Raw genomic sequence first — 22,147 nt, 5'->3', positions numbered from 1 at the left:
AATCAGCAATCCAGTAGGGCGCGGGCAAGGGCCTGCAGTTTACGGGTGAGCGGCCCGACCGACCAGTCGTGCCCGGCGAAGGTGCGCACGGGCCAGACGCCGTAGAGGCTGTTGCAGAGGAAGACTTCGTCGGCTCCCAGCAGTTCCTCGTACTCGATATCGCATACGCGCGTGGCGATGCCCTGGGCTGCGGCCTGCTCCAGCAGTTCGGCACGCATCACGCCGGCCACGCCGCTGCGCGCGAGATCGGCGGTGATCAATACGCCGCCACTGGCCAGGAAGAGGTTGCTGAACACCCCTTCGATGACCCGACCGGATACGTCGCGCATCAGCCCTTCGGCGAAGCGAGCATCCTGCCATTCCGCTCGGGCCAGCACCTGCTCCAGGCGGTTGAGGTGCTTGAGGCCCGCAAGCAGGGGCTGCTCGGCCAGGCGCGTGGCGCAGGGGAACAGTTCGACGCCTTGCCGGGCGTTGGTTTCGGGATAAGCGGGATAGGCGCTGCCCATGAGGATGCGCCGGGGCGGCGTGGTGGGCGGTGCATAGCCGCGCAGGCCGTCGCCACGGGTCACCATGAGCTTGGTGACGCCCTCGCCCTGCTGGGCGCAGAACGCCAGCAGCTCTTCACGCACGAGGTGCAGGTCGAGTTCGAGGGACAGTCGGCGCGCACCTTCGGCAAGGCGCGCGAGGTGACGCTCCAGCAGCCCGGGTCGACCACCGCGCACGGCGATGGTCTCGAACAGCCCATCGCCGTAGGCCAGGCCGCGATCCTTGAGGGACAGCGACCCGGCCGGCAGGCCGTCGACCCAGGCCAGCATCAATCGGCGAACCGGCGGAACACCAGGGAACCGTTGGTGCCACCGAAACCGAAGGAGTTGGACAGGACCACGTCGATGGGCATGGAACGGGCTTCGTGAGGCACGAAGTCCAGGTCGCAACCATCGTCCGGGTCATCCAGGTTGATGGTCGGCGGTGCCGTCTGGTCGCGGATCGCCAGCACGCTGAAGATCGCCTCGACGGCACCGGCGGCGCCCAGCAGGTGGCCGGTCATGGACTTGGTGGAGCTCACCGCGACCTTGTAGGCATGGTCGCCGAACACGCTCTTGACCGCTGCGGCTTCCGCCTTGTCGCCGGCCGGCGTGGAGGTGCCATGGGCATTGATGTACTGCACCTGGTCACCGTTCAGGCCGGCATCGCGCAGGGCATTGCGCATGCAGCGCGCGGCACCGGCACCATCGTCCGGCGGCGAGGTCATGTGGAAGGCGTCGCCGCTCATGCCGAAGCCGACCAGCTCGGCATAGATGGTGGCGCCGCGGGCCTTGGCGTGCTCCAGCTCCTCGAGGACCAGCGCACCGGCGCCGTCGGAAAGCACGAAGCCATCACGACCACGATCCCAGGGGCGACTGGCGGCGGCAGGGTCATCGTTGCGCGTGGACAACGCCCGCGCGGCACCGAAGCCACCCAGGCCGAGCCCACAGGCCGCCATCTCGGAACCGCCGGCGATCATCACGTCGGCCTCGCCATAGGCGATGTTGCGTGCGGCCATGCCGATGCAGTGGGTGCCGGTGGTGCAGGCGGTGGCGATGGCGTAGTTCGGCCCCTGCAGCCCCAGGTGGATCGACAGGAAGCCGGACACCATGTTGATGATCGAACCGGGAACGAAGAAAGGCGAAATACGCCGCGGCCCCTGCTCGATCAAGGATTTGCAGTTGTTCTCGATATTGGTCAGGCCGCCGATACCGGAGCCCATGGCCACACCGATGCGCTCACGATTGGCGTCGGTGACTTCCAGACCGGAGTCACGCACAGCCTGGAAGCTGGCAGCGAGGCCGTACTGGATGAACAGGTCGAGCTTGCGAGCTTCCTTGGCGGACAGGTACTGCTCGACATCGAAGCCCTTCACCGAACCACCGAAGCGGGTGGAGTAGGCGGAAAGGTCCATATGCTCGATCAGGCCGATGCCACTGCGGCCAGCCAGAATGCCCTGCCAGCTGTCCGGGACGTTGGTGCCCAGCGGCGACAGCATGCCAAGGCCAGTGATCACGACGCGTCTACGCGACACTGTGCTCTCCTCAATTTCTACACGGCGGTTGGATGACACTTAAAGAAAAGCCGCACGACCTGACGGTCGTGCGGCTTTTCCGAGTCGGGAATCGACGATTACTTATTGCGCGTGCGCGTTGATGTAATCGATGGCTTCCTGAACAGTGGTGATCTTCTCAGCTTGCTCGTCCGGGATCTCGGTCTCGAATTCCTCTTCCAGAGCCATCACCAGCTCAACGGTGTCAAGGGAGTCGGCGCCCAGGTCTTCGACGAAGGAAGCGCTGTTGGTTACTTCGTCTTCTTTAACGCCCAGTTGCTCGGCGACGATTTTCTTGACGCGTTCTTCGATGGTGCTCATACCTTGTTTTCACTCCTATGGAAAAATCCGTGCAGCTTGGGCTGCAGTGTATAGAAAGGGTTTTCCGCATTTCAAGCGGGATGCCAACCCCTCCAGGCCCCGTCTGGACCCGTCCATAACCCAATTGCACTTATGTACCGGATTTTAGACAGCTCCTATGACAGTTTCCTGAAGGGAATCGTCACATTCAGCTCATGTACATGCCGCCGTTCACAGGGATAGTAGCCCCGGTCACGTAGGATGCGCTATCGGAAGCGAGGAATGCGACCACCTTGGCGATCTCCTCGGCCTGTCCCAGGCGACCCAGCGGAATCTGCCCCAGCAGTGCATCGCGCTGGGCTTCCGGCAGCTCGCGGGTCATGTCGGTATCGATGAAACCGGGCGCCACCGAGTTCACGGTGATGGCGCGGGAGCCGACTTCACGGGCCAGTGCGCGGCCGAAGCCTTCCAGGCCGGCCTTGGCGGCGGCGTAGTTCACCTGCCCGGCATTGCCCATGGCGCCCACCACCGAGCCGATGTTGATGATGCGACCCCAGCGCGCCTTGGTCATGCCGCGCAGCACGGCCTTGGACAGGCGATACAGGCTGTTGAGGTTGGTGTTGATGACGTCGAACCACTCGTCGTCCTTCATGCGCAGCATCAGGTTGTCGCGGGTGATGCCGGCGTTGTTCACCAGGATCAGCGGCTGGCCGAGGTGCTGCTGGATGTGTTCGAGGGTGCTGGCGACGGACTCGTCATTGCTGACATCGAGCACCAGGCCGGCGCCTTGGACGCCGTTTTCCTTGAGGTATTCGGCGATGCGCTCGGCACCGCTCGGTGTGGTGGCGGTGCCGATGACGACGGCACCCAGGCGACCCAGTTCCAGCGCGATGGCCTGACCGATGCCACGGCTCGCACCGGTGACCAGGGCGACCTTACCTTGCAGACTCATAGTCTTCTCCTTGCTCAGGCCAACGCAGCGCGGGCGGCTGCGAAAGCGTCGGGGGTATCCAGATTGTGCGTACCGATGCCCTTCACGCAGCGCTTGTTCAGGCCGGAAAGAACCTTGCCGGGGCCGCACTCGACCAACTCGGTCACGCCCTGCTCCGACAGGCGGACCATGGACTCGACCCAGCGAACGGGGCTGTAAAGCTGGGCCAGCAGGTCGCCCTTGAGGACGCCTAGGTCAGCCACGACAGCGGCGCTGACGTTCTGCACCAGCGGGATCTGCGGCGCCTGCCAGGCGATGGCCTCGACCGACTCGGCGAAGCGTTCGGCAGCCGGGCGCATCAGTGCGCAATGGGAGGGCACGCTGACCGGCAGCGCCATGGCGCGCTTGGCACCACGGGCCTTGCAGGCTTCGATGGCACGCTCGACGGCGACGGCGCTACCGGCGATCACAACCTGGCCGGGGGCGTTGAAATTGACCGCGCTGACCACATCACCCTGCGCGGCTTCGGCGCAAGCGGCGAGTACGTCGGCATCTTCCAGGCCGAGGATGGCGGCCATGCCGCCCTGCCCTGCCGGAACGGCTTGCTGCATCAGTTGGCCGCGGCGCTCGACCAGCTTCACCGCATCGGCGAAGCCCAGGCTGCCGGCGGCGACCAGCGCCGAGTACTCACCCAGGCTGTGACCGGCGACATAGGCCGGACGGGCGCCCCCCTCGGCCAGCCACAGGCGCCAGAGCGCAATGGAGGCGGTGAGGATGGCAGGCTGGGTCTTGTCGGTCTGGTTCAGGCTTTCTTCCGGCCCCTGCTGGACCAGGGCCCAGAGGTCGTAGCCCAGGGCTTCGGAGGCTTCGGCGAAGGTATCCAGGACCAGCTTCTGCGAAGCACCATGCTCGGCCAGCATGCCCAGGGACTGTGAGCCCTGGCCGGGAAAAACGAATGCGAGGGATGCGGACATCGGAACTATTCCCTTGTTTGCCTTGATCGGAGTACAGGAGCGCCGGGCATAGCCAAGCGCAAGGAACTGACAGTTGGATGACAGGCCGCAGACGGCGGTCACATCCTAGAGCAACAGATCCTCGAGACGCCCGTGCAGGCGCTGGGGAAGATTCTCGCGGATCTCTATGAGCGCACGGCGGATGGCGCTCTGGAAGCCGTCCGAGCCAGCGGCGCCGTGGCTCTTGACCACGATGCCCTGCAGGCCGAGGAAGCTCGCGCCATTATGCCGGGCAGGCGCGAGGTCACCCTGCAAGCGGCGCAGCAACGGCAGCGCCAGGGCGCCGACCATGCGCGAGCCCAGGCTGTCGGTGAACAGCGCCTCGATACGGGCGGAGATCATCGACGCCAGGCCTTCGCTGGACTTGAGCAGGATGTTGCCGACGAAACCGTCGCATACCACCACATCGGCCTCGCCACGGTACAGACCGTCGCCTTCTATATAGCCGATGTAGTTCAGGCCCTCGGCCTGCTGCAGCAGGCTGGACGCCAGCTTGACCTGCTGATTGCCCTTGATGTCCTCGGTGCCGACGTTGAGCAACGCGATACGTGGGCGCGACACCCCGAGTGCTTCGGCCGCGACCGAGCCCATGACGGCGAACTGATAGAGGTGCTCGGCACTGCAATCGACGTTGGCGCCGAGATCCAGCAGGTGGCAATGCCCCTTGGCCGTAGGCACGGCACTGACCATCGCAGGGCGATCGATGCCCGGCAGGGTCTTGAGCATGTAGCGGGAAAGCGCCATCAGCGCACCGGTATTGCCGGCGCTGACGCAGGCCTGGGCACGACCGGCACGGACCAGATCGAGGGCGATGCGCATGGAGGAATCGGGCTTGCCGCGCAGCGCCTGGGATGGGCGCTCGTCCATGCCGACGACTTCGGATGCATGCTCGACGGAAAGCCGCTGACGATCGACACCGTTTTCACGGGCGATCAGCTCTTCGAGCAGAGGGGCTTGGCCGACAAGAATGAGATGGAGCGAGGGGAACTCAGCCAGACAGGCGATGCTGGCCGGAACAATGCAACGGGGACCGAAGTCCCCGCCCATTGCGTCAATCGCGATGATCGGAGCGGACAAGGATTACTCGTCAGCGCCCTTGTCGATCACTTTGCGACCACGGTATACGCCTTCCGGGGATACGTGGTGACGCAGGTGTACTTCACCGGTGCTCTTCTCGACGGACAGGGCGTTGGCCTCGAGGGCATCGTGGGAACGACGCATGTCGCGGGCAGAGCGGGATTTTTTGTTCTGCTGAACAGCCATAATCAATTAACTCCTAAACGTTTGGGTCACGCTTTAACTGCGCCAGTACACTGAACGGGTTGGACCGCGTCACCTCGTTCTCACTCGGCTCGGGCTCATCAAGCCCCTCCGGCTGCTGGCAATCTTCAGGGTCATGGGCCGGAACAATGGGCAAGGCGAGCAAGAGCTCATCCTCGACCAGAGTCAGAAGATCCAGGGGATCCTCACCCACTTCCAGCACGTCATAGCCCTTGGGCAGTGACTCGCTGTCCGCGCCTTCCTTCACCACGGCGTACGTGCATTCGCTGTGGATCGGCAGCACGACCAGCTCCAGACAACGCTGGCACACCATCTTGACCTCGACATCGATTTCACTGCGAATAATCGCAGTCCTGCGCTCGTCGCGCCCGAAAACGAGTTTCGTGCGTACGATGCCTGCATCATCGGCAAGCGGGTCGCAGAGACGCTCAAGACTGGAGAGTTGCAGCTCGCCCTGGAGGGTTACACCGCGATCAGCCATCTTGCGCGGATCGACGTGAGGTGGAATCGGCCCATTCAACATAGGCGCGACATTCTAGGGATGCACCCAGCACCTGTCAAAACAAATTCCGCCCTGTCCGCCATGCGGCTAGAGCTATAGAATTTCCGCTTCCTGACTGGGAGATCAGCATGCCACCTCTGGTGCTCGCATCCAGCTCGCCGTACCGTCGCGAGCTTCTTGAACGCCTTCGCCTGCCCTTCGCATGGAGCGCGCCGGCCATCGATGAAACCCGCCACCCCCACGAAACAGCGGAGCAGCTGGTCCGCCGCCTGGCCGAAGAAAAAGCTCGCGCCCTGGCCGACCTGCATCCCCAGCACCTGATCATCGGCTCCGACCAGGTAGCCGTCCTCGGCGAGCAGATACTCGGCAAGCCCCTGGAGTTCGAGCGCGCCCGCAGCCAGCTGCTGGCCGCCAGCGGCACCAGCGTCACCTTCCTCACCGGCCTCGCCCTGCTGAACACCCGCAGTGGCCGCTGCCAAGTGGATTGCGTGCCCTTCACGGTGAACTTCCGCCCCCTGAACGAAGCGACCATCGAGCGCTACCTCCATGCCGAAGAGCCCTACGACTGCGCCGGCAGCTTCAAGGCCGAAGGACTGGGCGTAAGCCTGTTCCGCTCCACCCAGGGAGAGGACGCCACCAGCCTGGTGGGCCTGCCACTGATCCGCCTGGTGGACATGCTGCTCGAAGAAGGCCTGGCGCTACCCTGACGAAAAAGCCCGGCACGGGCCGGGCTCTTCCTTATATAAGGCAGCGATGGGTCAGCGCAGGCTCGCCCCCTGGAAACCCATCCATAGCGCCAGGCGCTCCGCCACGCTGGCGCCGAGCCGCTTGGCGAAGCGGTCGAAGGGCGTCTCCTGCTTGGTGTAGTCGACGATCTCCTTTTCACCGATCACTTCGCGCGCAACGAAGCTGGTGCTACCCAACTTATCCACCAAGCCCAGCTCGAGAGCCTGCTCTCCGGACCAGACCAGGCCACTGAACAGCTCCGGATGCCCCTCGACCTTCAGGCGATCACCACGACCTTTCTTCACGCTCTCGATGAACTGCTTGTGAGTGGTATCGAGTACACCCTGCCAGAACTGGGTCTCCTCGGCCTTCTGAGGCTGGAAGGGATCGAGAAAGGCCTTGTGCTCACCCGAGGTGTAGACGCGACGTTCGACACCCAGCTTGCCCATCAGGTCGACGAAACCGAAGCTCGCGGCAGTAACACCGATGGAACCGACCAGACTGGCCTTGTCGGCATAGATCTCATCGGCGGCGCTGGCGATGTAATAGGCGCCAGAGGCCCCCAGGTCAGTGATCACCGCATAGACCTTGATGTCCGCGTGCTCCCCGCGCAGCCGCCGGATCTCGTCGTAGATATAGCCGGACTGCACCGGGCTACCGCCCGGGCTGTTGATGCGCAGGACGATGCCCTTGGTCTTCGGATCTTCGAAGGCAGCGCGCAGGCTGCCGACGATGTTGTCGGCGCTGGCAGCCTCGTCATCGGCAATCATGCCCTTCACTTCGACCAGCGCCGTGTGACTCTCACCTCGCGCCGCAGTCTTCTGCAGATCGAAAAGCGGCGAAAAGAGCGCCAGCGCCACGAACAGATAGAGGAAGGTCAGGACCTTGAAGAATATGCCCCAGCGACGCGAGCGACGCTGCTCCTGCACACCCGCCAGCACGGCCTTTTCCAGCAGCTTCCAGCTCTTGTCATCGCCACCGCCCGCAGGCGTCGAAGCCTTCCATTCATCCGACATGCAGATCCACCTTCATAGTGTGTGTGTTCGCACCACCAGCGAGCCAGTGACGCAATTCATCGAAATGCTCGATCGCCAATCGCGGCGACTCGCCGCACAGTGCATCCAGGGACTGGGCGCCGTACCCCACCGCCACGGAATCCATCCCCGCCCGGTGAGCCATCCGCAGATCGAAGGGCGAGTCACCGACCATCAGCGCCTGCCCGGCCTCCACACGGCAATGCTGGAGAATCTCGTGCAGCATGCGCGGATCCGGCTTGCTCGCGGTCTCGTCCGCGCAACGGGTGATATCGAAATAATCGAGCCAGCCACGACCGGCCAGCACATGATCCAGGCCGCGCCGGGTCTTGCCGGTAGCAACCGCCAGCAGGTACCCCTCACCCCGAAAGCCTTCGAGAGCCTCCAGCACACCCGGGAACAACGCGGAAGGCTGAGCCTCCAGCCGGTTGTAATGGGCTCCATAGACCTCCCGATAGCGCTGGACCGCCACCGGGTCGTCGACCTCGGGATAAAGCACGCGAATCGCCTCGGGCAAGCCGAGGCCAATGATGCCTTTCAGGGCCGACTCGTCCAGTTGCGGCAATCCGCAAGCCTCGGCAGCGACCTGCAGGGACTCGACGATGCGCGAAATGGAATCCACCAGCGTGCCGTCCCAATCGAATACCAGCAGACGATAGTCAGGCACCGAGGCGCTCCAGGGTCTTCTCCCACATGTCATCTACCGGCGCCTCGACCTGCAGCGGCGTGCCATCCGGCAACACCAGCGACAGCGCGTAGGCATGCAGGAAAAGGCGCTTGCCGCCCAGCTCACGGATCTCACGGGAAAAGTCCTCGTCACCGTACTTGGGATCACCCGCGATGGCATGGCCAGCGTGACGGGTGTGCACGCGGATCTGGTGGGTCCGCCCGGTGATGGGGCTCGCCTCGACCAACGTGGCGAACTCGCCGAAGCGGCGCAGCACACGGAATTCGGTCAGCGCCTCCTTGCCCTCGTCATTGACCTCGACCATGCGCTCGCCGGAGCGCAGGTTGTTCTTCAACAGCGGCGCACTGACCTTCTTCTTCGAGGTCGGCCAACTGCCACGGACCAGCGCCATATAGCGCTTGTCCACGCCATCGCCGCGCAGGGCCTCATGGAGATGGCGGAGCATGCTGCGCTTCTTGGCGATCATCAGAAGGCCGGAGGTATCCCGGTCCAGCCGATGCACCAGCTCCAGCTCCTTGGCATCAGGACGCAACTGGCGGAACGCCTCGATCACACCGAAGCTCAACCCGCTGCCGCCGTGCACGGCGATACCGGCCGGCTTGTTGAGCACGATCAGGCCCTTGTCCTCGTAGACGATTGCCGCCTCCAGGCGCTCGAGCATGCCCTGCGCCACGGGCGCCGCCTCGTCACGCTCGGCCAGCCGCAAGGGCGGCACGCGAACGATGTCACCGGCCTGGAGCTTGTACTCGGGCTTGATCCGCCCCTTGTTCACCCGCACCTCACCCTTGCGAAGGATGCGGTAGACCAGCGTCTTGGGAACACCCTTGAGCTGTGTGCGCAGGAAATTATCGATTCGCTGGCCGGCATATTCCGGCGCAACCTCAAGCAGCTGAACGCTGGAGGTTGGGGAGGGAGGAGTAGTCATGGCGGGCATCATAACAATTTTTTATGGAATTGAAGCACTTAATGATTACTGCTATAGTCGCGAACGCCGCCAAAAGCGGCCGTGCCCCGGATGATCGCCAAAACTGCCATCCCAGCCACGTGCAACCCATTCAGGACGTCAGGCCGTCCTTCAGAATATCTCGCCGCACAGAGCGCGAATATCCAGAGAAAAACGCCTTGAGCCATGACGCGCGACAATCCCCTAGGGGCAGTCGCGGTAAATGCAACCCGCTACGGATTCTGCGAGCGGCACCCGATTTTCAAGGGACAAGTGTAGGGTGGAGATGCACAACCGTCGGACTGCGTAGCAAACGCTTCAATCAAGACGCTTTATCTCGTCCGCTACCGATGGCTGATTCCTCCTCCTGACAACGTGCTTCTGTTACGACAACAGCAAGCAGGAGACGTCGTCGCGACCCCGGCCCTACTGGCCTGGATGTCGCTGGACACGGGAGTGGCATGCCGCTCCTGACGCGCACCTGACACCGACCGCGAGAGTCGTGTGTGCTGATCGCCGTTTCCGGCAGCCCCGGAAACCGACGGTACTACATGAAAAGAATGCTGATTAACGCAACTCAGCCCGAAGAGTTGCGTGTTGCCCTGGTCGACGGCCAACGCCTGTACGACCTGGATATCGAGTCGGGCGCCCGTGAACAGAAAAAGGCCAACATCTACAAAGGCCGCATCACCCGCATCGAGCCCAGCCTCGAGGCCGCATTCGTCGACTTCGGCGCCGATCGTCACGGCTTCCTGCCGCTGAAAGAAATCTCCCGCGAATACTTTAAGAAGTCCCCCGAGGGGCGCGTCAACATCAAGGACGTGCTCAACGAAGGCCAGGAAGTCATCGTCCAGGTCGAGAAGGAAGAGCGTGGCAACAAGGGCGCAGCCCTGACCACCTTCATCAGCCTCGCCGGCCGCTACCTGGTGCTGATGCCGAACAACCCGCGTGCCGGTGGCATCTCCCGCCGCATCGAGGGCGAAGAGCGCAACGAACTGCGTGAAGCCCTGAACGGCCTGAACGCCCCGGCCGACATGGGCCTGATCGTACGTACCGCCGGCCTGGGCCGCTCCAGCGAAGAGCTGCAGTGGGACCTGGACTACCTGCTGCAGCTGTGGAGCGCCATCAAGGAAGCCTCCGGCGAGCGCGGCGCACCGTTCCTGATCTACCAGGAAAGCAACGTCATCATCCGCGCCATCCGTGACTACCTGCGCCAGGACATCGGTGAAGTACTGGTCGACAGCGTGGAAGCCCAGGAAGAAGCCCTGAGCTTCATCCGCCAGGTGATGCCGCAGTACCAGAACAAGATCAAGCTCTATCAGGACAGCGTTCCGCTGTTCAACCGCTTCCAGATCGAAAGCCAGATCGAAACCGCCTTCCAGCGCGAAGTGAAGCTGCCGTCCGGCGGCTCCATCGTCATCGACCCGACCGAAGCCCTGGTGTCCATCGACATCAACTCGGCGCGTGCGACCAAAGGCGGTGACATCGAAGAAACCGCCCTGCAGACCAACCTGGAAGCGGCCGAGGAAATCGCCCGCCAGCTGCGCCTGCGCGATATCGGCGGCCTGATCGTCATCGACTTCATCGACATGACCCCGGCCAAGAACCAGCGCGCCGTGGAAGAGAAGGTCCGCGAAGCCCTGGAAGCCGACCGCGCCCGCGTCCAGGTCGGTCGCATCTCCCGCTTCGGCCTGCTGGAAATGTCCCGCCAGCGCCTGCGCCCGTCCCTCGGCGAGAGCAGCGGCATCGTCTGCCCCCGTTGCAACGGCCAGGGCATCATCCGTGACGTCGAGTCCCTGTCGCTGGCGATCCTGCGCCTGATCGAGGAAGAGGCCCTGAAGGACCGCACCGCGGAAGTTCGCGCCCAGGTGCCGATCCCGGTTGCCGCCTTCCTCCTCAACGAGAAACGCAACAGCATCACCAAGATCGAGCTGCGTACCCGCGCCCGCATCGTCATCCTGCCGAACGACCATCTGGAGACGCCGCACTTCGAAGTGCAGCGCCTGCGCGATGACAGCCCGGAAGTGATGAACGGCCAGTCCAGCTACGAGATGACTCCGACCGAAACCGAGGATCACCAGCCGGCCGCCGCCACCCGCACCCTGGTGCGCCAGGAAGCCGCGGTGAAGACCGTCGCCCCCGAGCGCCCTGCACCAGCCCCGATGGCTCCGCCGACCGCCGCTGTCGCCGCGGCCGAACCGAGCCTGTTCAAGGGCCTGGTGAAGTCGCTGGTAGGCCTGTTCGCCGGCAAGGAAGAAGCCCAACCCGCCACCACCGAGAAGAGCACCTCCAGCGAGCGCACCGCCCGCACCGAGGAGCGCCGTAACGGTCGTCAGCAGAACCGCCGTCGTGACGGCCGTGAAGGTCGCGAAGAGCGCAAGCCGCGTGAAGAGCGCCAGCCTCGCGAAGCCCGCGAGCCGCGTGAGCCTCGCGAAGGCCAGGAAAACCGCCGTGAACGTGGCGAGCGTCCGCCGCGCGAAGAGCGTCAACCGCGTGAAGACCGCCAGCCTCGCGAAGCCCGTGAGCAGCGTGAGCCCCGTGAAGAGCGCGCACCGCGTGAGCCTCGCGAGGAGCGCCAGCCGCGTGAAGAGCGTGCACCTCGCGAAGCTCGTGAGCCGCGCGAGCCACGTGAACCCCGCGAAGGCCAGGAAAACCGCCGCGAACGTGGCGAGCGTCCGCCGCGCGAGGAGCGCCAGCCCCGTGAAGAGCGCGCACCGCGCGCCGAGCAGGCTGCCGAGCCCAGCGAAGAAGAACTGCTGAACAACGAAGAGCTGCTGGATGATGATCAGGAAGGCGCCGATGGCGAACGTCCTCGTCGTCGCTCCCGTGGCCAGCGTCGTCGCAGCAACCGCCGCGAGCGCCAGCGTGAAGTCGAAGGCGAAGAAGGCGTGGAAGGCAGCGAAGAGGCCACTGTCGAAGGCAGCGCTCCCGCCGCCGTCGCCGTGACCGCCGTCGCGGCCAGCGTCATCGCCGAGCAGGCCGAAGGCCAAGCCAGCAGCGAACCGACCCCGGTCGAGAATGCCACCAGCGAAGCGCCTGCTGCCGCATCCGTAGCCGAAACCATCGCCCAGGAGCAGGAGCCGGCCACAGTGGTCGAGACCAGCGCCCCGGCCGTTATCGAAAGCGAAGCGTCCGTCGTGGTTGCCGAACCGACCGTCGAAACCGTCGCCGTCGAAGCCCCGGTAGACGTCGTACCGGCTGCCGAAACCGTCGCGGAAGTCGAGGCTCCGGCCCCGGTCGAAGCCCCGGTTGAAGCCGAGCCGGTCCCCGCTCCCGCCGCCGCACCGGTCAGCGCCGGTGGCCGCGCACCGAACGATCCTCGTGAAGTGCGTCGTCGCCAGCAGGAAGCCGAGCGCCTGGCACGTGAAGCCGCTGCCGCTCCGGCCGTAGCAGCCCCGGTGGTTGAAGAAGACGCCCCGGTCGTGGTCGAAGTCGCCGCTGAGCAGGAGCCGGTGGCTGAAGCCCAGGTCGAGCCTGCCGTCGAAGCCAGCGTGGAAGCCCCGGAAGTCGCTGAAGAGCCGAAGGTCGAAGTGACCCAGGCCAGCAGCGCCACCGACGAAGCCGTTGCTGAAGCGGCGAAGGAAGAGGAAGAAGCCAAGGACGAGTCCAAGCCGACCGTCTGAGGCCCTGCCTGAATGAAAAAGGGATGCTTCGGCATCCCTTTTTCTTTGGGTCGGAAAAGTATCCAGCCCCCGATCTACGCGACGAAAATCACGACTGCTGGCCAGGCATAGGCCACGGAGCGGCACCCTGCCCTCCCGCAGGCCAATAAAAAAAGGGATGCCGAAGCATCCCTTTCATCGCCATGCAGCCAGCCTCAGAGCAGGTTCGGCTCCATCTCCAGTGCCACGCCGAAGCGCTCGGCGATATCAGCCTGGATGCGCTGCGCCAGCGTCCACAGTTGCTGGCCAGTGGCAGCACCGTAGTTGACCAGCACCAACGCCTGCAAACGGTGGACGCCCGCATCGCCGTCCCGGAAGCCCTTCCAGCCCGCGCGCTCGATCAACCAGCCCGCCGCCAGCTTCACCTGCCCGTCCCCCTGGGGATAGGCCACCAGATCCACGTGCTCGCCACGCAACCGTTCGGCCAGCGCTGCGGAAACCAGCGGGTTCTTGAAGAAGCTGCCGGCATTGCCCAGTTGCGCCGGGTCGGGCAGCTTCTCGCTGCGAATGGAACAGATGGCACGGCTCACATCCAGCGCCGTCGGGGCGTCCACGCCCTGGTCCTGCAAGCGCTGGCGTACCGGGCCGTAGTCCAGGTGCAGGCGCGCATTGCGGCTCAAGCGGAAGCGTACACGCAGGATCAGCCAGCGGCCCGCTTCACGCTTGAACAGGCTGTCCCGGTAGGCGAAGGCGCATTCCTTCAGGGCAAACTCACGCAGCTCGCCGGTCTGGCGGTCCAGCGCGGTCAACCCGGCGAACACATCCTTGATCTCCACCCCATAGGCACCGATGTTCTGCATCGGCGCCGCGCCGACCGTACCGGGAATCAGGCTGAGGTTCTCCAGCCCCACCAGGCCCTGCTCCAGCGTCCAGAGCACGAAGGGGTGCCAGGCCTCCCCGGCCTCCGCCTCGACCACCACCGAATCGCCATCGTCAGCCAGGAGGCGTACGCCACGGCTGGCCATGCGCAGCACCAGCGCGTCGACATCCCGGGTCAGCAGCAAGTTGCTGCCGCCGCCGAACACCTGCAGCGGTACGCCACGCTCCGCCGCCAGAGCCAGCGCCTCGCGCACGTCAGCCTCGTCACGGGCTTCGGCGAACAGCCGCGCCCGGACATCGATGCCAAAGGTGTTGAAAGGCTTGAGGGAGACATTCTCGGAAACGACCAGGCTCATAGGCGCCCCCGTATCTCGGCGACCAGCCCGTCACAGGCCTGCTCGATCAGGTCCAGCACCTCTTCGAAACCCTCCTCGCCCCCGTAGTAGGGATCCGGAACCTCTTCGGGCACCAGGCCGTAGCGACGCAGGAACAGGTCCGGCTCGCTGCCGCCGCGACGCAGCCCCTTGAGGTCCCGCAGGTTGCTGTGGTCCATCGCCAGAACCAGGTCGAAACGGGCGAAATCGTCCACGCTCACCTGGCGCGCGCGTAGCAGGGAAAGGTCATAGCCACGGCGCTGGGCTGCCTGGCGGGTGCGCATGTCCGGCGCCTTGCCGACATGCCAGTCGCCGGTGCCGGCGGAGTCGACCTCCACCCGCTCATCCAGGCCCGCCTCGCTCAGCTTGTGACGCAGCACGCCCTCGGCGGTGGGCGAGCGGCAGATGTTGCCGAGGCAGACGAACAGGACCTTCATCAGGCCCCCAGCAAGCGGCGGACCCGCTCCAGGTCTTCAGCGGTGTCGACCCCGGCGGCCGGCGCCTCGACTGCATCGGCCACGTGGATACGCACGCCGTGCCAGAGCGCGCGAAGCTGCTCCAGGCACTCGGTGTCCTCCAACCAGCACGGCCCCCACGCGACGAAGTCGTGGAGAAACCGCACGCGGTAGGCATAGATGCCGATATGCCGGCGGTAAGGCACCCCTTCGGGCAGTGCATCGCGCCCTTGGGCGAAGGCATCGCGGGCCCAGGGTAGCGGTGCGCGACTGAACGTCAGGGCCAGCCCCTGGGTGTCGGTCGACACCTTGACCACGTTGGGGTTGAACAACGCCTCAACCTCATGGATCGGCTCGGCCAGGGTCGCGATGCCGGCCTCGGGATGGGCGGCCAGGTTGGCTGCCACCTGATCGATGATCGACGGCGGGATCAGCGGCTCGTCGCCCTGTACGTTGACCACGATGGCATCGTCACCGAGCCCCAGCTGGGTGGCGACCTCAGCCAGGCGGTCGGTACCGGAGTTGTGGTCCACACGGGTCAGCACCACATCGGCGCCGAACGCCTTGCAGGCCTCGACGATGCGCGGATCGTCGGTGGCCACCACCACGCGCTCGGCCGAGCTGCGTCGCGCCTGTTCCCAGACGTGCTGGATCATCGGCTTGCCGCCGATGTCCTGCAGCGGCTTGCCGGGCAGGCGCGTGGAAGCGTAGCGAGCGGGGATGACGACGGTGAATGCCTGGCCCATCACTTGTCCAGCCGTTCATCGACGTTGAGGGTGCGCGCCTCGCTCTCCAGCATCACCGGGATGCCTTCGCGGACGGGGAAGGCCAGGGCATCGGCCTTGCAGACCAGCTCGCTCTTGTCGTCGGCGAGCTTCAGCGCGCCCTTGCACAGGGGGCAGGCGAGGATATCGAGCAGTTTGGTGTCCATGGGGAGTCCTTGGAGGCCACCCTCAGGGGTGGCTGATGGGGTTACGAGCGTTCGCTGGCCAGGCGTGCCAGGCGCGCGTCGAGCCAGGCGACGAAGCCCTCGGTGGGCACGGCATCGACGGCCAGGTACCACCAGTCGTCAGCGGCGAAGGCCCGGCATTTCACCGCGTCCTTCTCGGTCATCACCAGGGGCAGTGCCGGGCTGAATTGCAGTTCGGCGGCACCGAAGCTGGCGTGGTCGGCGAAAGCATGCGGAATCGGGCGCCAGTTTAGCGCCTCGAGCGTGGTGAAGAAACGCTGCGGATTACCGATGCCGGCGACCGCGTGGAGGGCCTGGCCAGGAGGGAAATGCTCGAGGCCGACCCGCTCACCACTCAGCAGGTTGACCAACGCGCTGGGCCGCAGGCGGAAGCCATAGGCACCACCGGGGCCGGCGTCGGCGCCGTTGTAGAGCACCGCGTCGACAGTCTCGAGGCGCTGCGCCGGCTCGCGCAGGGGGCCGGCCGGCAGGCAGCGGCCGTTGCCCAGGCCACGGGCAGCGTCGATCAGCACCAGTTCGATGTCCCGTGCCAGGCGATAGTGCTGCAGGCCATCGTCGCTGAGTACCAGGTCCAGCGGGCCTTCGGCCAGCAACGCCGCCACGGCGCGGCCCCGATCGGGGTCGATCACCAGGGGCACGCCCGTGCGCTGCACGATCAGCAGGGGCTCATCGCCGGCGACATCGGCCCCCTGCTCCGCCCGCACCCGCCAGGGCAGGCTCGGCGGGTGGGCACCGTAGCCACGGCTGACCACGCCTACGCGCAGGCCGAGGCCGCGGCAGTGCTCGATAAGCCAGAGAATCATGGGGGTCTTGCCGGTACCGCCGACGGTGATGTTGCCCACCACCATGACCGGCACCGGGGAACGGTAGATGGGGCCCGCACCGGCGAGGAAGGCCTCCCGCTTGCGCCGCACCACGAGGCGGAACAACGCCTCCAGGGGGCGAAGCAGCACCAGGGCAGGATGCCCCCGGTACCAGGCGTCCAGCAGGCGATCGGAGAAGGCCATCAGGGCTTCTCCGGCTGGGCCTCGACCGTGGTGATGCGCAGCTTGCTGAAGCCCAGCTTGCCGGCCGCATCCATGGCGGTGATCACCGTCTGGTGGGTGGTCTTGGCATCGGCGCTGATGATCATCGGCAGGCTGTTGTCACCACCGGACTCCTTGCTCAGCGCCGTCATCAGCGTCGCCAGGTCGTTCTTCACCAGCACCTGGCCGTTGAGCGCGTACTGGCCATCGGCACTGATGGACAGCTCCAGGGTCTTCACCTCGGTGGCCTGGGCCGGCGTGCCGCTGACGGCTTCCGGCAATTCGATCTTCAACTCGCTGGGGCGGCTGAAGGTGGTGGTGACCACGAAGAACAGCAGCAGCACGAAGATCACGTCGATGAACGAAGTCAGGTTGAGGAAGACTTCCTCACGGGCGACGTTGCCCGCCCGGCGACGGAACTTCACGCTTTGGCTTCCTCTGCGAAGTCCACTTCACGATCGCCCTGGGTCACTTCCACCAGCTTGATCGCCTCCTGCTCCATGGCCACCACCAGCTCGTCGACACGACGCAGCAGGAAACGGTGGAAGAACACGGCGGGGATGGCGACCATCAGGCCCGCCGCGGTGGTGATCAGCGCCTTGCCGATACCGCCAGCCAGGGCCGGGGCGTTCGCCATGCCGTTGTCCATGAAGCCGCTGAAGATCTCGATCATCCCGAACACGGTACCCAAAAGGCCCAGCAGCGGGCCCATGGCGGCGATGGTGCCCAGGGTATTGAGGTAGCGCTCCAGCTCATGGATGACGCGGGATGCAGCCTCCTCGATGCACTCCTTCATGATCTCGCGACCATGCTTGGAGTTGGCCAGGCCGGCGGCGAGAATCTCGCCCAGCGGGGACGAGGCACGCAGTTCCTTGAGCTTCTGCGCGTTGAGCTGCTTGTCCTTGACCATGCGCCACACCTGGCCGAGCAATTGCGGCGGTGCGATGCGATTGGCACGGAGCGTCCACAGGCGCTCCACAATGATGGCGGTGGCTGCGATGGAACTCAGAATGATAGGCAGCATCATCCAGCCGCCTGCTTTGACCAGCTCCCACACGGTGGCAAATCCCCTTGAAAAAAGTGGCGCAACTCTAGCACAGGGTCAGGGCCCCGCCGACCGTCGCCGTTCTCATTTTTCCCGCCAGAAACGTGCCTGGGTCCGCAGTCCACGCACCTCGTCACGCTCGCCGAGACGGATCAGCAGCGCACCGGACTGCGCCGTGTCGTGGATCGCGACGCCAGAGGCACGGTAGCGGGCGACGACGGACGGATGCGGATGGCCGAAGGCGTTGTGGCTGCCCCGGGTGATCAACGCACCACGGGGCGACACCGCCTCGATCAGCGCCGCGGAGGAAGAGCTGGCACTGCCGTGGTGCGGTGCCAGCAGCCAGTCGGCGCGCAGGGGCTCACCGCTGGCGATCCAGGCGGCCTCGGCCTGGACACCGATGTCGCCGGTCAGGTGGATGCGCTCGCCGTGCGCCTCGACGCTGAGCACACAGGACCAGTCGTTGCCACTGCGCGCCTGCTCCCAGCGCCAGGTACGCAGGCGCACTCCGTCCCACTCCCACGCCTCGTTGCCGCAGGCCTCGGCGCCCAGCGCAGCCGGCAGGCGCAGCGGCTCACCGCTGACCACCCGCGCCACCGGCATGCCGCGCAGTACCGCTCCGGCACCGCCGGCGTGGTCGTTGTCGGCATGGCTGAGCAGCAACTGGTCCAGCTGCCGCACACCCAGCCCCAGCAGGCTCGGCAGCACCACCCGCTCGCCCATGTCGAAGTCGCCGCGCCGGGCGCCCGTGTCGTAGAGCAGCGCGTGCTCCCGGGTCCGCACCAGCACCGACAGCCCCTGCCCGACATCCAGCAGCCAGATGTCCGCCCTCCCCCAGGGCGGCCGCTCCACGGGAGGAAACAACGTCGGCAACAGCAGGGCCACGCCCAGGACGCGCACCGGCACGCCCGCCGGAAGAACCAGCAACAGGCAGCCGCCCATGCCCAGCAGCCAGGCCCACGGAGGAACGGCCGTCGCCTGCCAGGCCGGAACCCACGCGGCGATCCAGGCCAGCAGCCGGAACAACAGCTCCAGCGAACCGCCGGCCAGCCACAGCAGCCCTGCGCCCAGCCAGGGCACGCCCTGCAGCGCAGTCCCGAGCAGGGAAAGCGGCACCGAGACCAGGCTGACCCAGGGCACGGCGACCAGGTTGGCCAGCGGGCCACTCAGGCTGATGGGCAGCGCCAACGCCAGCAGCAGGGGTGACAGCGCCAGCCCCATGGTCCATTGCGCACGCCACCAGCTGAGCCACCAGGGCGGCACGCCCATCCGCCCGGCGAAAATCAGGATGAGCAACGCCACGGCGCCGAAGGACAACCAGAATCCTGCCTGCAGGGAGGCCAGCGGATCCGCCGCCAGCACCACGCAGAAGGCCACCAGCAACGGGCGGACCACCCCGAGGTGGCGGAAACGCAAGCGCCAGAGCAGCGCGATGGCGGTCATCAGGCAAGCGCGCTGCACCGGCACGTCGAAGCCGGCCAGCAAGCCGTAGCCCAGTGATCCGACGAACGCCAGGGCACAGGCGCAGGGCAACCAGGGCAGGCGTCCGGGCCAGAGCCCGAGCCGCGCCAGCAGCGCGACGGCGCCGTAGAGCACAGCGGCGAGCAAGGCGATGTGCTGGCCGGAGATCACCATCAGGTGCACGGTCCCTGTGTCCTGCAGCAAGCGCCAATCCGCAGCGACCAGCCCCGAGCCGTCGCCGAGTACCAGCGCCGCGATGCCGCCGTTCCGCCCATGGGCCGGCACCTGCTCGATGCCCTGGCGCAGGCGGTCACGCCAGGCGGCGGGGCCATTGCCCGGTGCCAACGGCTTGCCGGCCTTCACCGAGCCGCTGGCGCCTATGTGCCGGGCAAGGAGCCAGGCCTCGTAATCGAAGGCATGCGGATTGACCAGGCCGCGCGGGCGCTTGAGGGTCACAGCCAGTCGCCAGCGCTCCCCGCCGCGCAGCTGTGGCCCGCCGTACCAGGACAGGCGGATACGCGACGGCAGTTCGGCACCTGGCATCTGCGGATCGTCCAACTCGAAGCGCACCACCCCGCTGCCCCGTTGCGGCAGCCCGACGACCCGCCCCTCCAGCCAGCGGGTCTCGCCATCGAGGGATGGGTCCAGCCGATCATCCAGGGCCCATTGGGCGCAGCAGCAGCCCCAGGCGAACCCCAGCAGGAACAGACCGGCCGCCCGCCCGCGCCCGGCCAGCAATGCCAGCCCCAGTACCGCCGCCACGAGCAGCCAGGCGGTCGGGGGCAACGCCGGCATGAACCGCACCGCGGCCAGGCCACCGCCCAGCGCCACCAACGCCCACGTCATCGCACTCCCCTCCCTGGGAAGCCCCGCCACGCGCCACGGCCAATGACCGTCGATCGGAGCGGTTCCATTCATTTATCGACACAAACTGACCCGGCGATGTCATAACCAGGAATGCATAATGTCGGCGCTTCAGCCTGCCAGAGAGCCCTCATGCCGCGTCGCCTCTTCAAACGCTACATGCCGAACCCGGACCTGATCAGGGAGCACAAGTCGCTGCGCTTCCTCGGCGCCCTGATCCATGACCCGAACCTCTGGCACCTCAACCGCCACTCGGTCTCGCGGGCGATGGCGATGGGCCTGTTCGCCGCGTTCATACCCTTGCCCCTGCAGATGCTGCTGGCCGCCGGCCTGGCCATCACCGTGCGCGCCAACCTGCCGATCTCCGTCGGCCTGGTCTGGCTGACGAACCCTATCACCATGCCGCCGGTCTTCTATTGCACCTACAAGATGGGCGCCTGGCTGATGGGCGTGCCGCCGCGGACCCTGCCCGACGAGCTGACCTTCCAGTGGATCACCCAGGAACTCTCGACCGTCTGGCAGCCCTTCCTGCTCGGCTCCATCGTCTGCGGCATCCTCGTCGGTGCACTGGGCTACATGCTGACCATGCTCTACTGGCGCTGGTGGGTCGGCCACAGCTGGCGCAAACGTCAGAAGCGCCGCCAGCAGTCCGGGCACCAGTAGCGCCAATTTCCGGGCCTGAAATGAAAAACGCCGCTTTCGAGCGGCGTTTTCAATGGCGCAGGGTCGGCCCTATTCGTAGCGCAGCGCCTCCGCCGGCTGGGTCTGGGCGGCGCGCCAGGCCGGATAGAGGGTCGCGAGGAAGCTCAGCAGCAGCGCGGCACCGCAGATCAGCACCACGTCCGCCACCTGCAGGTCGGAAGGCAGGTAGCTGACGAAATACACGTCGGAGCTGAAGATGTGCTGCCCACTGGCCCGCTCCAGCGCGGCGATCCAGGTGCTGACATTGAGCGCGGTGACGATGCCCAGCACCGTGCCGATCAGCGTGCCGACCGCACCGATGACGCTGCCCTGGACCATGAAGATGGCCATGATCTGCCGGGGCGTGGCGCCCAGGGTGCGGAGGATGGCGATGTCGGCGCGCTTGTCGGCGACCACCATGATCAAGGTGGCGATGATGTTGAACGCGGCCACGGCGACGATCAGCAGCAGCAGCAGGCCGATCATGGTCTTCTCCATCTTCATCGCGCTGAACAGGCTGCCCTGGGTGTGGGTCCAGTCATCGGCGCGATAGCCCGCGCCCAGCGCCTTGACGATCTGCGCGGAGACGCGCGGCGCCTCGTAGAGATCCTTCAGGGCGATGCGCACGCTCTGCACCTGGCCTTCCTGCAGGCGCTGGATGGCCGCGGCGTCGGCGACGTTGATCAGCGCCAGGGAGCTGTCGAGCTCGGCGCCCACCTTGAACACCCCCACCACGTTGAGGCGCTGCATGCGCGGGGTGATGCCGCCCGGCGCGCTGCTGACCTCCGGCACGATCAGGGTCAGCTTGTCGCCGACATTGAGATGGAAACGCCGCGCGGTGATCTCGCCGACGACGATGCCGAACTCGCCGGGTACGAGGTCTTCCAGTGCGCCCTGGACGATGTGCTTGCCGATGATGGAGACCTTGGGCTCCTCCGCCGGATCGATGCCGTTGATCTGCACCGGCTGCATCATGCCTTTATAGGAGAGCATCCCCTCCAGCTCGGCGAAGGGCACCGCGCCGGTCACCTCGGGGTGCTTCATCGCCGCGCTGGCGACGCTGCGCCAGTCGTCCAGGGGCTGGTCGGCCGCGAGGGTGGCATGGGGCACCATGCCGAGGATCCGCGAGCTCATCTCCTTCTGGAAGCCGTTCATCACCGAGAGCACGACGATCATCGCCAGTACGCCCAGGGCGAGGCCGATCATCGAGGTCAGCGAAATGAAGGAGATGAAGTGGTTGCGGCGCTTCGCGCGGGTGTAGCGCGCGCCGATGAATATCGCCAGGGGTCTGAACAT

General features: G+C 65.8%; 23 protein-coding genes. 3 read left to right on the top strand and 20 right to left on the bottom strand.

The genetic code is table 11. The features are described 5' to 3' along the window. Positions 1 to 2: 2 nt before the first annotated feature. The 8 genes from pabC to PHLH3_RS08890 all read right to left on the bottom strand — a co-directional run bounded on the left by pabC (position 3) and on the right by PHLH3_RS08890 (position 6,125). Positions 3 to 815 carry an aminodeoxychorismate lyase gene (gene pabC, locus PHLH3_RS08925; protein ID WP_213628943.1) on the bottom strand — a complete coding sequence of 271 codons (813 nt, stop codon included), beginning with the start codon at positions 813 to 815 and terminating at the stop codon, positions 3 to 5. Beyond that, positions 815 to 2,059: a beta-ketoacyl-ACP synthase II gene (gene fabF, locus PHLH3_RS08920; RefSeq protein ID WP_213628942.1), complete on the bottom strand. Its 1,245-nt coding sequence runs from the start codon at positions 2,057 to 2,059 to the stop codon at positions 815 to 817. Before fabF ends, pabC begins: the two co-directional genes overlap by 1 nt. A 102-nt stretch (positions 2,060 to 2,161) precedes the next feature. Continuing rightward, on the bottom strand, positions 2,162 to 2,398 hold the full coding sequence (acpP, locus tag PHLH3_RS08915) for an acyl carrier protein (protein WP_016493661.1): 237 nt from the start codon (positions 2,396 to 2,398) through the stop codon (positions 2,162 to 2,164). Positions 2,399 to 2,585: 187 nt separating this feature from the next. Beyond that, positions 2,586 to 3,329, bottom strand: coding sequence for a 3-oxoacyl-ACP reductase FabG (fabG, locus tag PHLH3_RS08910; RefSeq protein ID WP_111262429.1), 744 nt, complete (start codon positions 3,327 to 3,329; stop codon positions 2,586 to 2,588). Positions 3,330 to 3,343: 14 nt separating this feature from the next. Continuing rightward, positions 3,344 to 4,282 (bottom strand): ACP S-malonyltransferase, encoded by a 939-nt coding sequence (fabD, locus tag PHLH3_RS08905; protein ID WP_213628941.1) that lies wholly within the window; start codon positions 4,280 to 4,282, stop codon positions 3,344 to 3,346. A 105-nt stretch (positions 4,283 to 4,387) separates the two neighbouring features. After that, complete coding sequence (gene plsX / locus PHLH3_RS08900; RefSeq protein WP_213630470.1) at positions 4,388 to 5,368, bottom strand: phosphate acyltransferase PlsX; 981 nt, start codon at positions 5,366 to 5,368, stop codon at positions 4,388 to 4,390. Positions 5,369 to 5,401: 33 nt separating this feature from the next. Beyond that, positions 5,402 to 5,584 (bottom strand): 50S ribosomal protein L32, encoded by a 183-nt coding sequence (rpmF, locus tag PHLH3_RS08895; RefSeq protein WP_013791824.1) that lies wholly within the window; start codon positions 5,582 to 5,584, stop codon positions 5,402 to 5,404. 13 nt (positions 5,585 to 5,597) lie between these two features. Then, on the bottom strand, positions 5,598 to 6,125 hold the full coding sequence (locus PHLH3_RS08890) for a YceD family protein (protein ID WP_173173819.1): 528 nt from the start codon (positions 6,123 to 6,125) through the stop codon (positions 5,598 to 5,600). A 107-nt stretch (positions 6,126 to 6,232) separates the two neighbouring features. Here PHLH3_RS08890 and PHLH3_RS08885 point away from each other — a divergent pair, with 107 nt between their 5' ends. Further along, positions 6,233 to 6,811, top strand: coding sequence for a nucleoside triphosphate pyrophosphatase (locus PHLH3_RS08885; RefSeq protein WP_173173817.1), 579 nt, complete (start codon positions 6,233 to 6,235; stop codon positions 6,809 to 6,811). A 51-nt stretch (positions 6,812 to 6,862) separates the two neighbouring features. Here PHLH3_RS08885 and sppA read toward each other — a convergent pair whose 3' ends face one another. The 3 genes from sppA to rluC are packed head-to-tail and all read right to left on the bottom strand — an operon-like array spanning position 6,863 to position 9,477. Continuing rightward, the gene (gene sppA, locus PHLH3_RS08880) at positions 6,863 to 7,846 is read right to left on the bottom strand and encodes a signal peptide peptidase SppA (protein WP_213628940.1); all 984 of its coding nucleotides are present in this window, start codon (positions 7,844 to 7,846) and stop codon (positions 6,863 to 6,865) included. Then, positions 7,836 to 8,531, bottom strand: a complete 696-nt coding sequence (locus tag PHLH3_RS08875; protein ID WP_213628939.1) for an HAD-IA family hydrolase — start codon at positions 8,529 to 8,531, stop codon at positions 7,836 to 7,838. Before PHLH3_RS08875 ends, sppA begins: the two co-directional genes overlap by 11 nt. Continuing rightward, positions 8,524 to 9,477 carry a 23S rRNA pseudouridine(955/2504/2580) synthase RluC gene (rluC, locus tag PHLH3_RS08870; RefSeq protein ID WP_173173811.1) on the bottom strand — a complete coding sequence of 318 codons (954 nt, stop codon included), beginning with the start codon at positions 9,475 to 9,477 and terminating at the stop codon, positions 8,524 to 8,526. The genes PHLH3_RS08875 and rluC overlap by 8 nt, the downstream gene beginning before the upstream one ends. Before the next feature lie 569 nt (positions 9,478 to 10,046). On the opposite strand from rluC, the gene rne reads away from it, so the two are divergent. Further along, complete coding sequence (rne, locus tag PHLH3_RS08865) at positions 10,047 to 13,118, top strand: ribonuclease E (protein ID WP_213628938.1); 3,072 nt, start codon at positions 10,047 to 10,049, stop codon at positions 13,116 to 13,118. 194 nt (positions 13,119 to 13,312) lie between these two features. On the opposite strand, the gene murB is transcribed toward rne, so the two are convergent. From murB to PHLH3_RS08825, 8 genes are all read right to left on the bottom strand, one after another. Next, positions 13,313 to 14,332 (bottom strand): UDP-N-acetylmuramate dehydrogenase, encoded by a 1,020-nt coding sequence (gene murB / locus PHLH3_RS08860; protein ID WP_213628937.1) that lies wholly within the window; start codon positions 14,330 to 14,332, stop codon positions 13,313 to 13,315. Further along, positions 14,329 to 14,787, bottom strand: a complete 459-nt coding sequence (locus tag PHLH3_RS08855) for a low molecular weight protein-tyrosine-phosphatase (RefSeq protein ID WP_213628936.1) — start codon at positions 14,785 to 14,787, stop codon at positions 14,329 to 14,331. Before PHLH3_RS08855 ends, murB begins: the two co-directional genes overlap by 4 nt. Beyond that, the gene (gene kdsB, locus PHLH3_RS08850) at positions 14,787 to 15,551 is read right to left on the bottom strand and encodes a 3-deoxy-manno-octulosonate cytidylyltransferase (protein WP_213628935.1); all 765 of its coding nucleotides are present in this window, start codon (positions 15,549 to 15,551) and stop codon (positions 14,787 to 14,789) included. Before kdsB ends, PHLH3_RS08855 begins: the two co-directional genes overlap by 1 nt. Further along, entirely contained in the window at positions 15,551 to 15,736 is a 186-nt protein-coding gene (locus PHLH3_RS08845; RefSeq protein WP_111262773.1) for a Trm112 family protein, read from the bottom strand. Before PHLH3_RS08845 ends, kdsB begins: the two co-directional genes overlap by 1 nt. 41 nt (positions 15,737 to 15,777) lie before the next feature. Further along, on the bottom strand, positions 15,778 to 16,782 hold the full coding sequence (gene lpxK, locus PHLH3_RS08840) for a tetraacyldisaccharide 4'-kinase (RefSeq protein ID WP_213628934.1): 1,005 nt from the start codon (positions 16,780 to 16,782) through the stop codon (positions 15,778 to 15,780). Beyond that, on the bottom strand, positions 16,782 to 17,225 hold the full coding sequence (locus PHLH3_RS08835; protein WP_173173799.1) for a biopolymer transporter ExbD: 444 nt from the start codon (positions 17,223 to 17,225) through the stop codon (positions 16,782 to 16,784). Before PHLH3_RS08835 ends, lpxK begins: the two co-directional genes overlap by 1 nt. Continuing rightward, complete coding sequence (locus PHLH3_RS08830) at positions 17,222 to 17,857, bottom strand: MotA/TolQ/ExbB proton channel family protein (protein WP_173173797.1); 636 nt, start codon at positions 17,855 to 17,857, stop codon at positions 17,222 to 17,224. Before PHLH3_RS08830 ends, PHLH3_RS08835 begins: the two co-directional genes overlap by 4 nt. A gap of 72 nt (positions 17,858 to 17,929) precedes the next feature. Then, positions 17,930 to 20,152, bottom strand: a complete 2,223-nt coding sequence (locus PHLH3_RS08825; protein WP_213628933.1) for a DNA internalization-related competence protein ComEC/Rec2 — start codon at positions 20,150 to 20,152, stop codon at positions 17,930 to 17,932. Between the two features lie 150 nt (positions 20,153 to 20,302). Here PHLH3_RS08825 and PHLH3_RS08820 point away from each other — a divergent pair, with 150 nt between their 5' ends. Beyond that, positions 20,303 to 20,833: a DUF2062 domain-containing protein gene (locus PHLH3_RS08820; protein WP_173173795.1), complete on the top strand. Its 531-nt coding sequence runs from the start codon at positions 20,303 to 20,305 to the stop codon at positions 20,831 to 20,833. A gap of 69 nt (positions 20,834 to 20,902) precedes the next feature. Here PHLH3_RS08820 and PHLH3_RS08815 read toward each other — a convergent pair whose 3' ends face one another. Then, positions 20,903 to 22,147, bottom strand: coding sequence for a lipoprotein-releasing ABC transporter permease subunit (locus PHLH3_RS08815; protein WP_173173793.1), 1,245 nt, complete (start codon positions 22,145 to 22,147; stop codon positions 20,903 to 20,905).

It is taken from the genome of Pseudomonas sp. Pc102 (assembly GCF_018408275.1).
GTDB lineage: Bacteria > Pseudomonadota > Gammaproteobacteria > Pseudomonadales > Pseudomonadaceae > Metapseudomonas > Metapseudomonas tohonis.
Note: the sequence above shows the minus strand (reverse complement) of the source record. Positions and strands in the feature narration are given on the sequence as shown.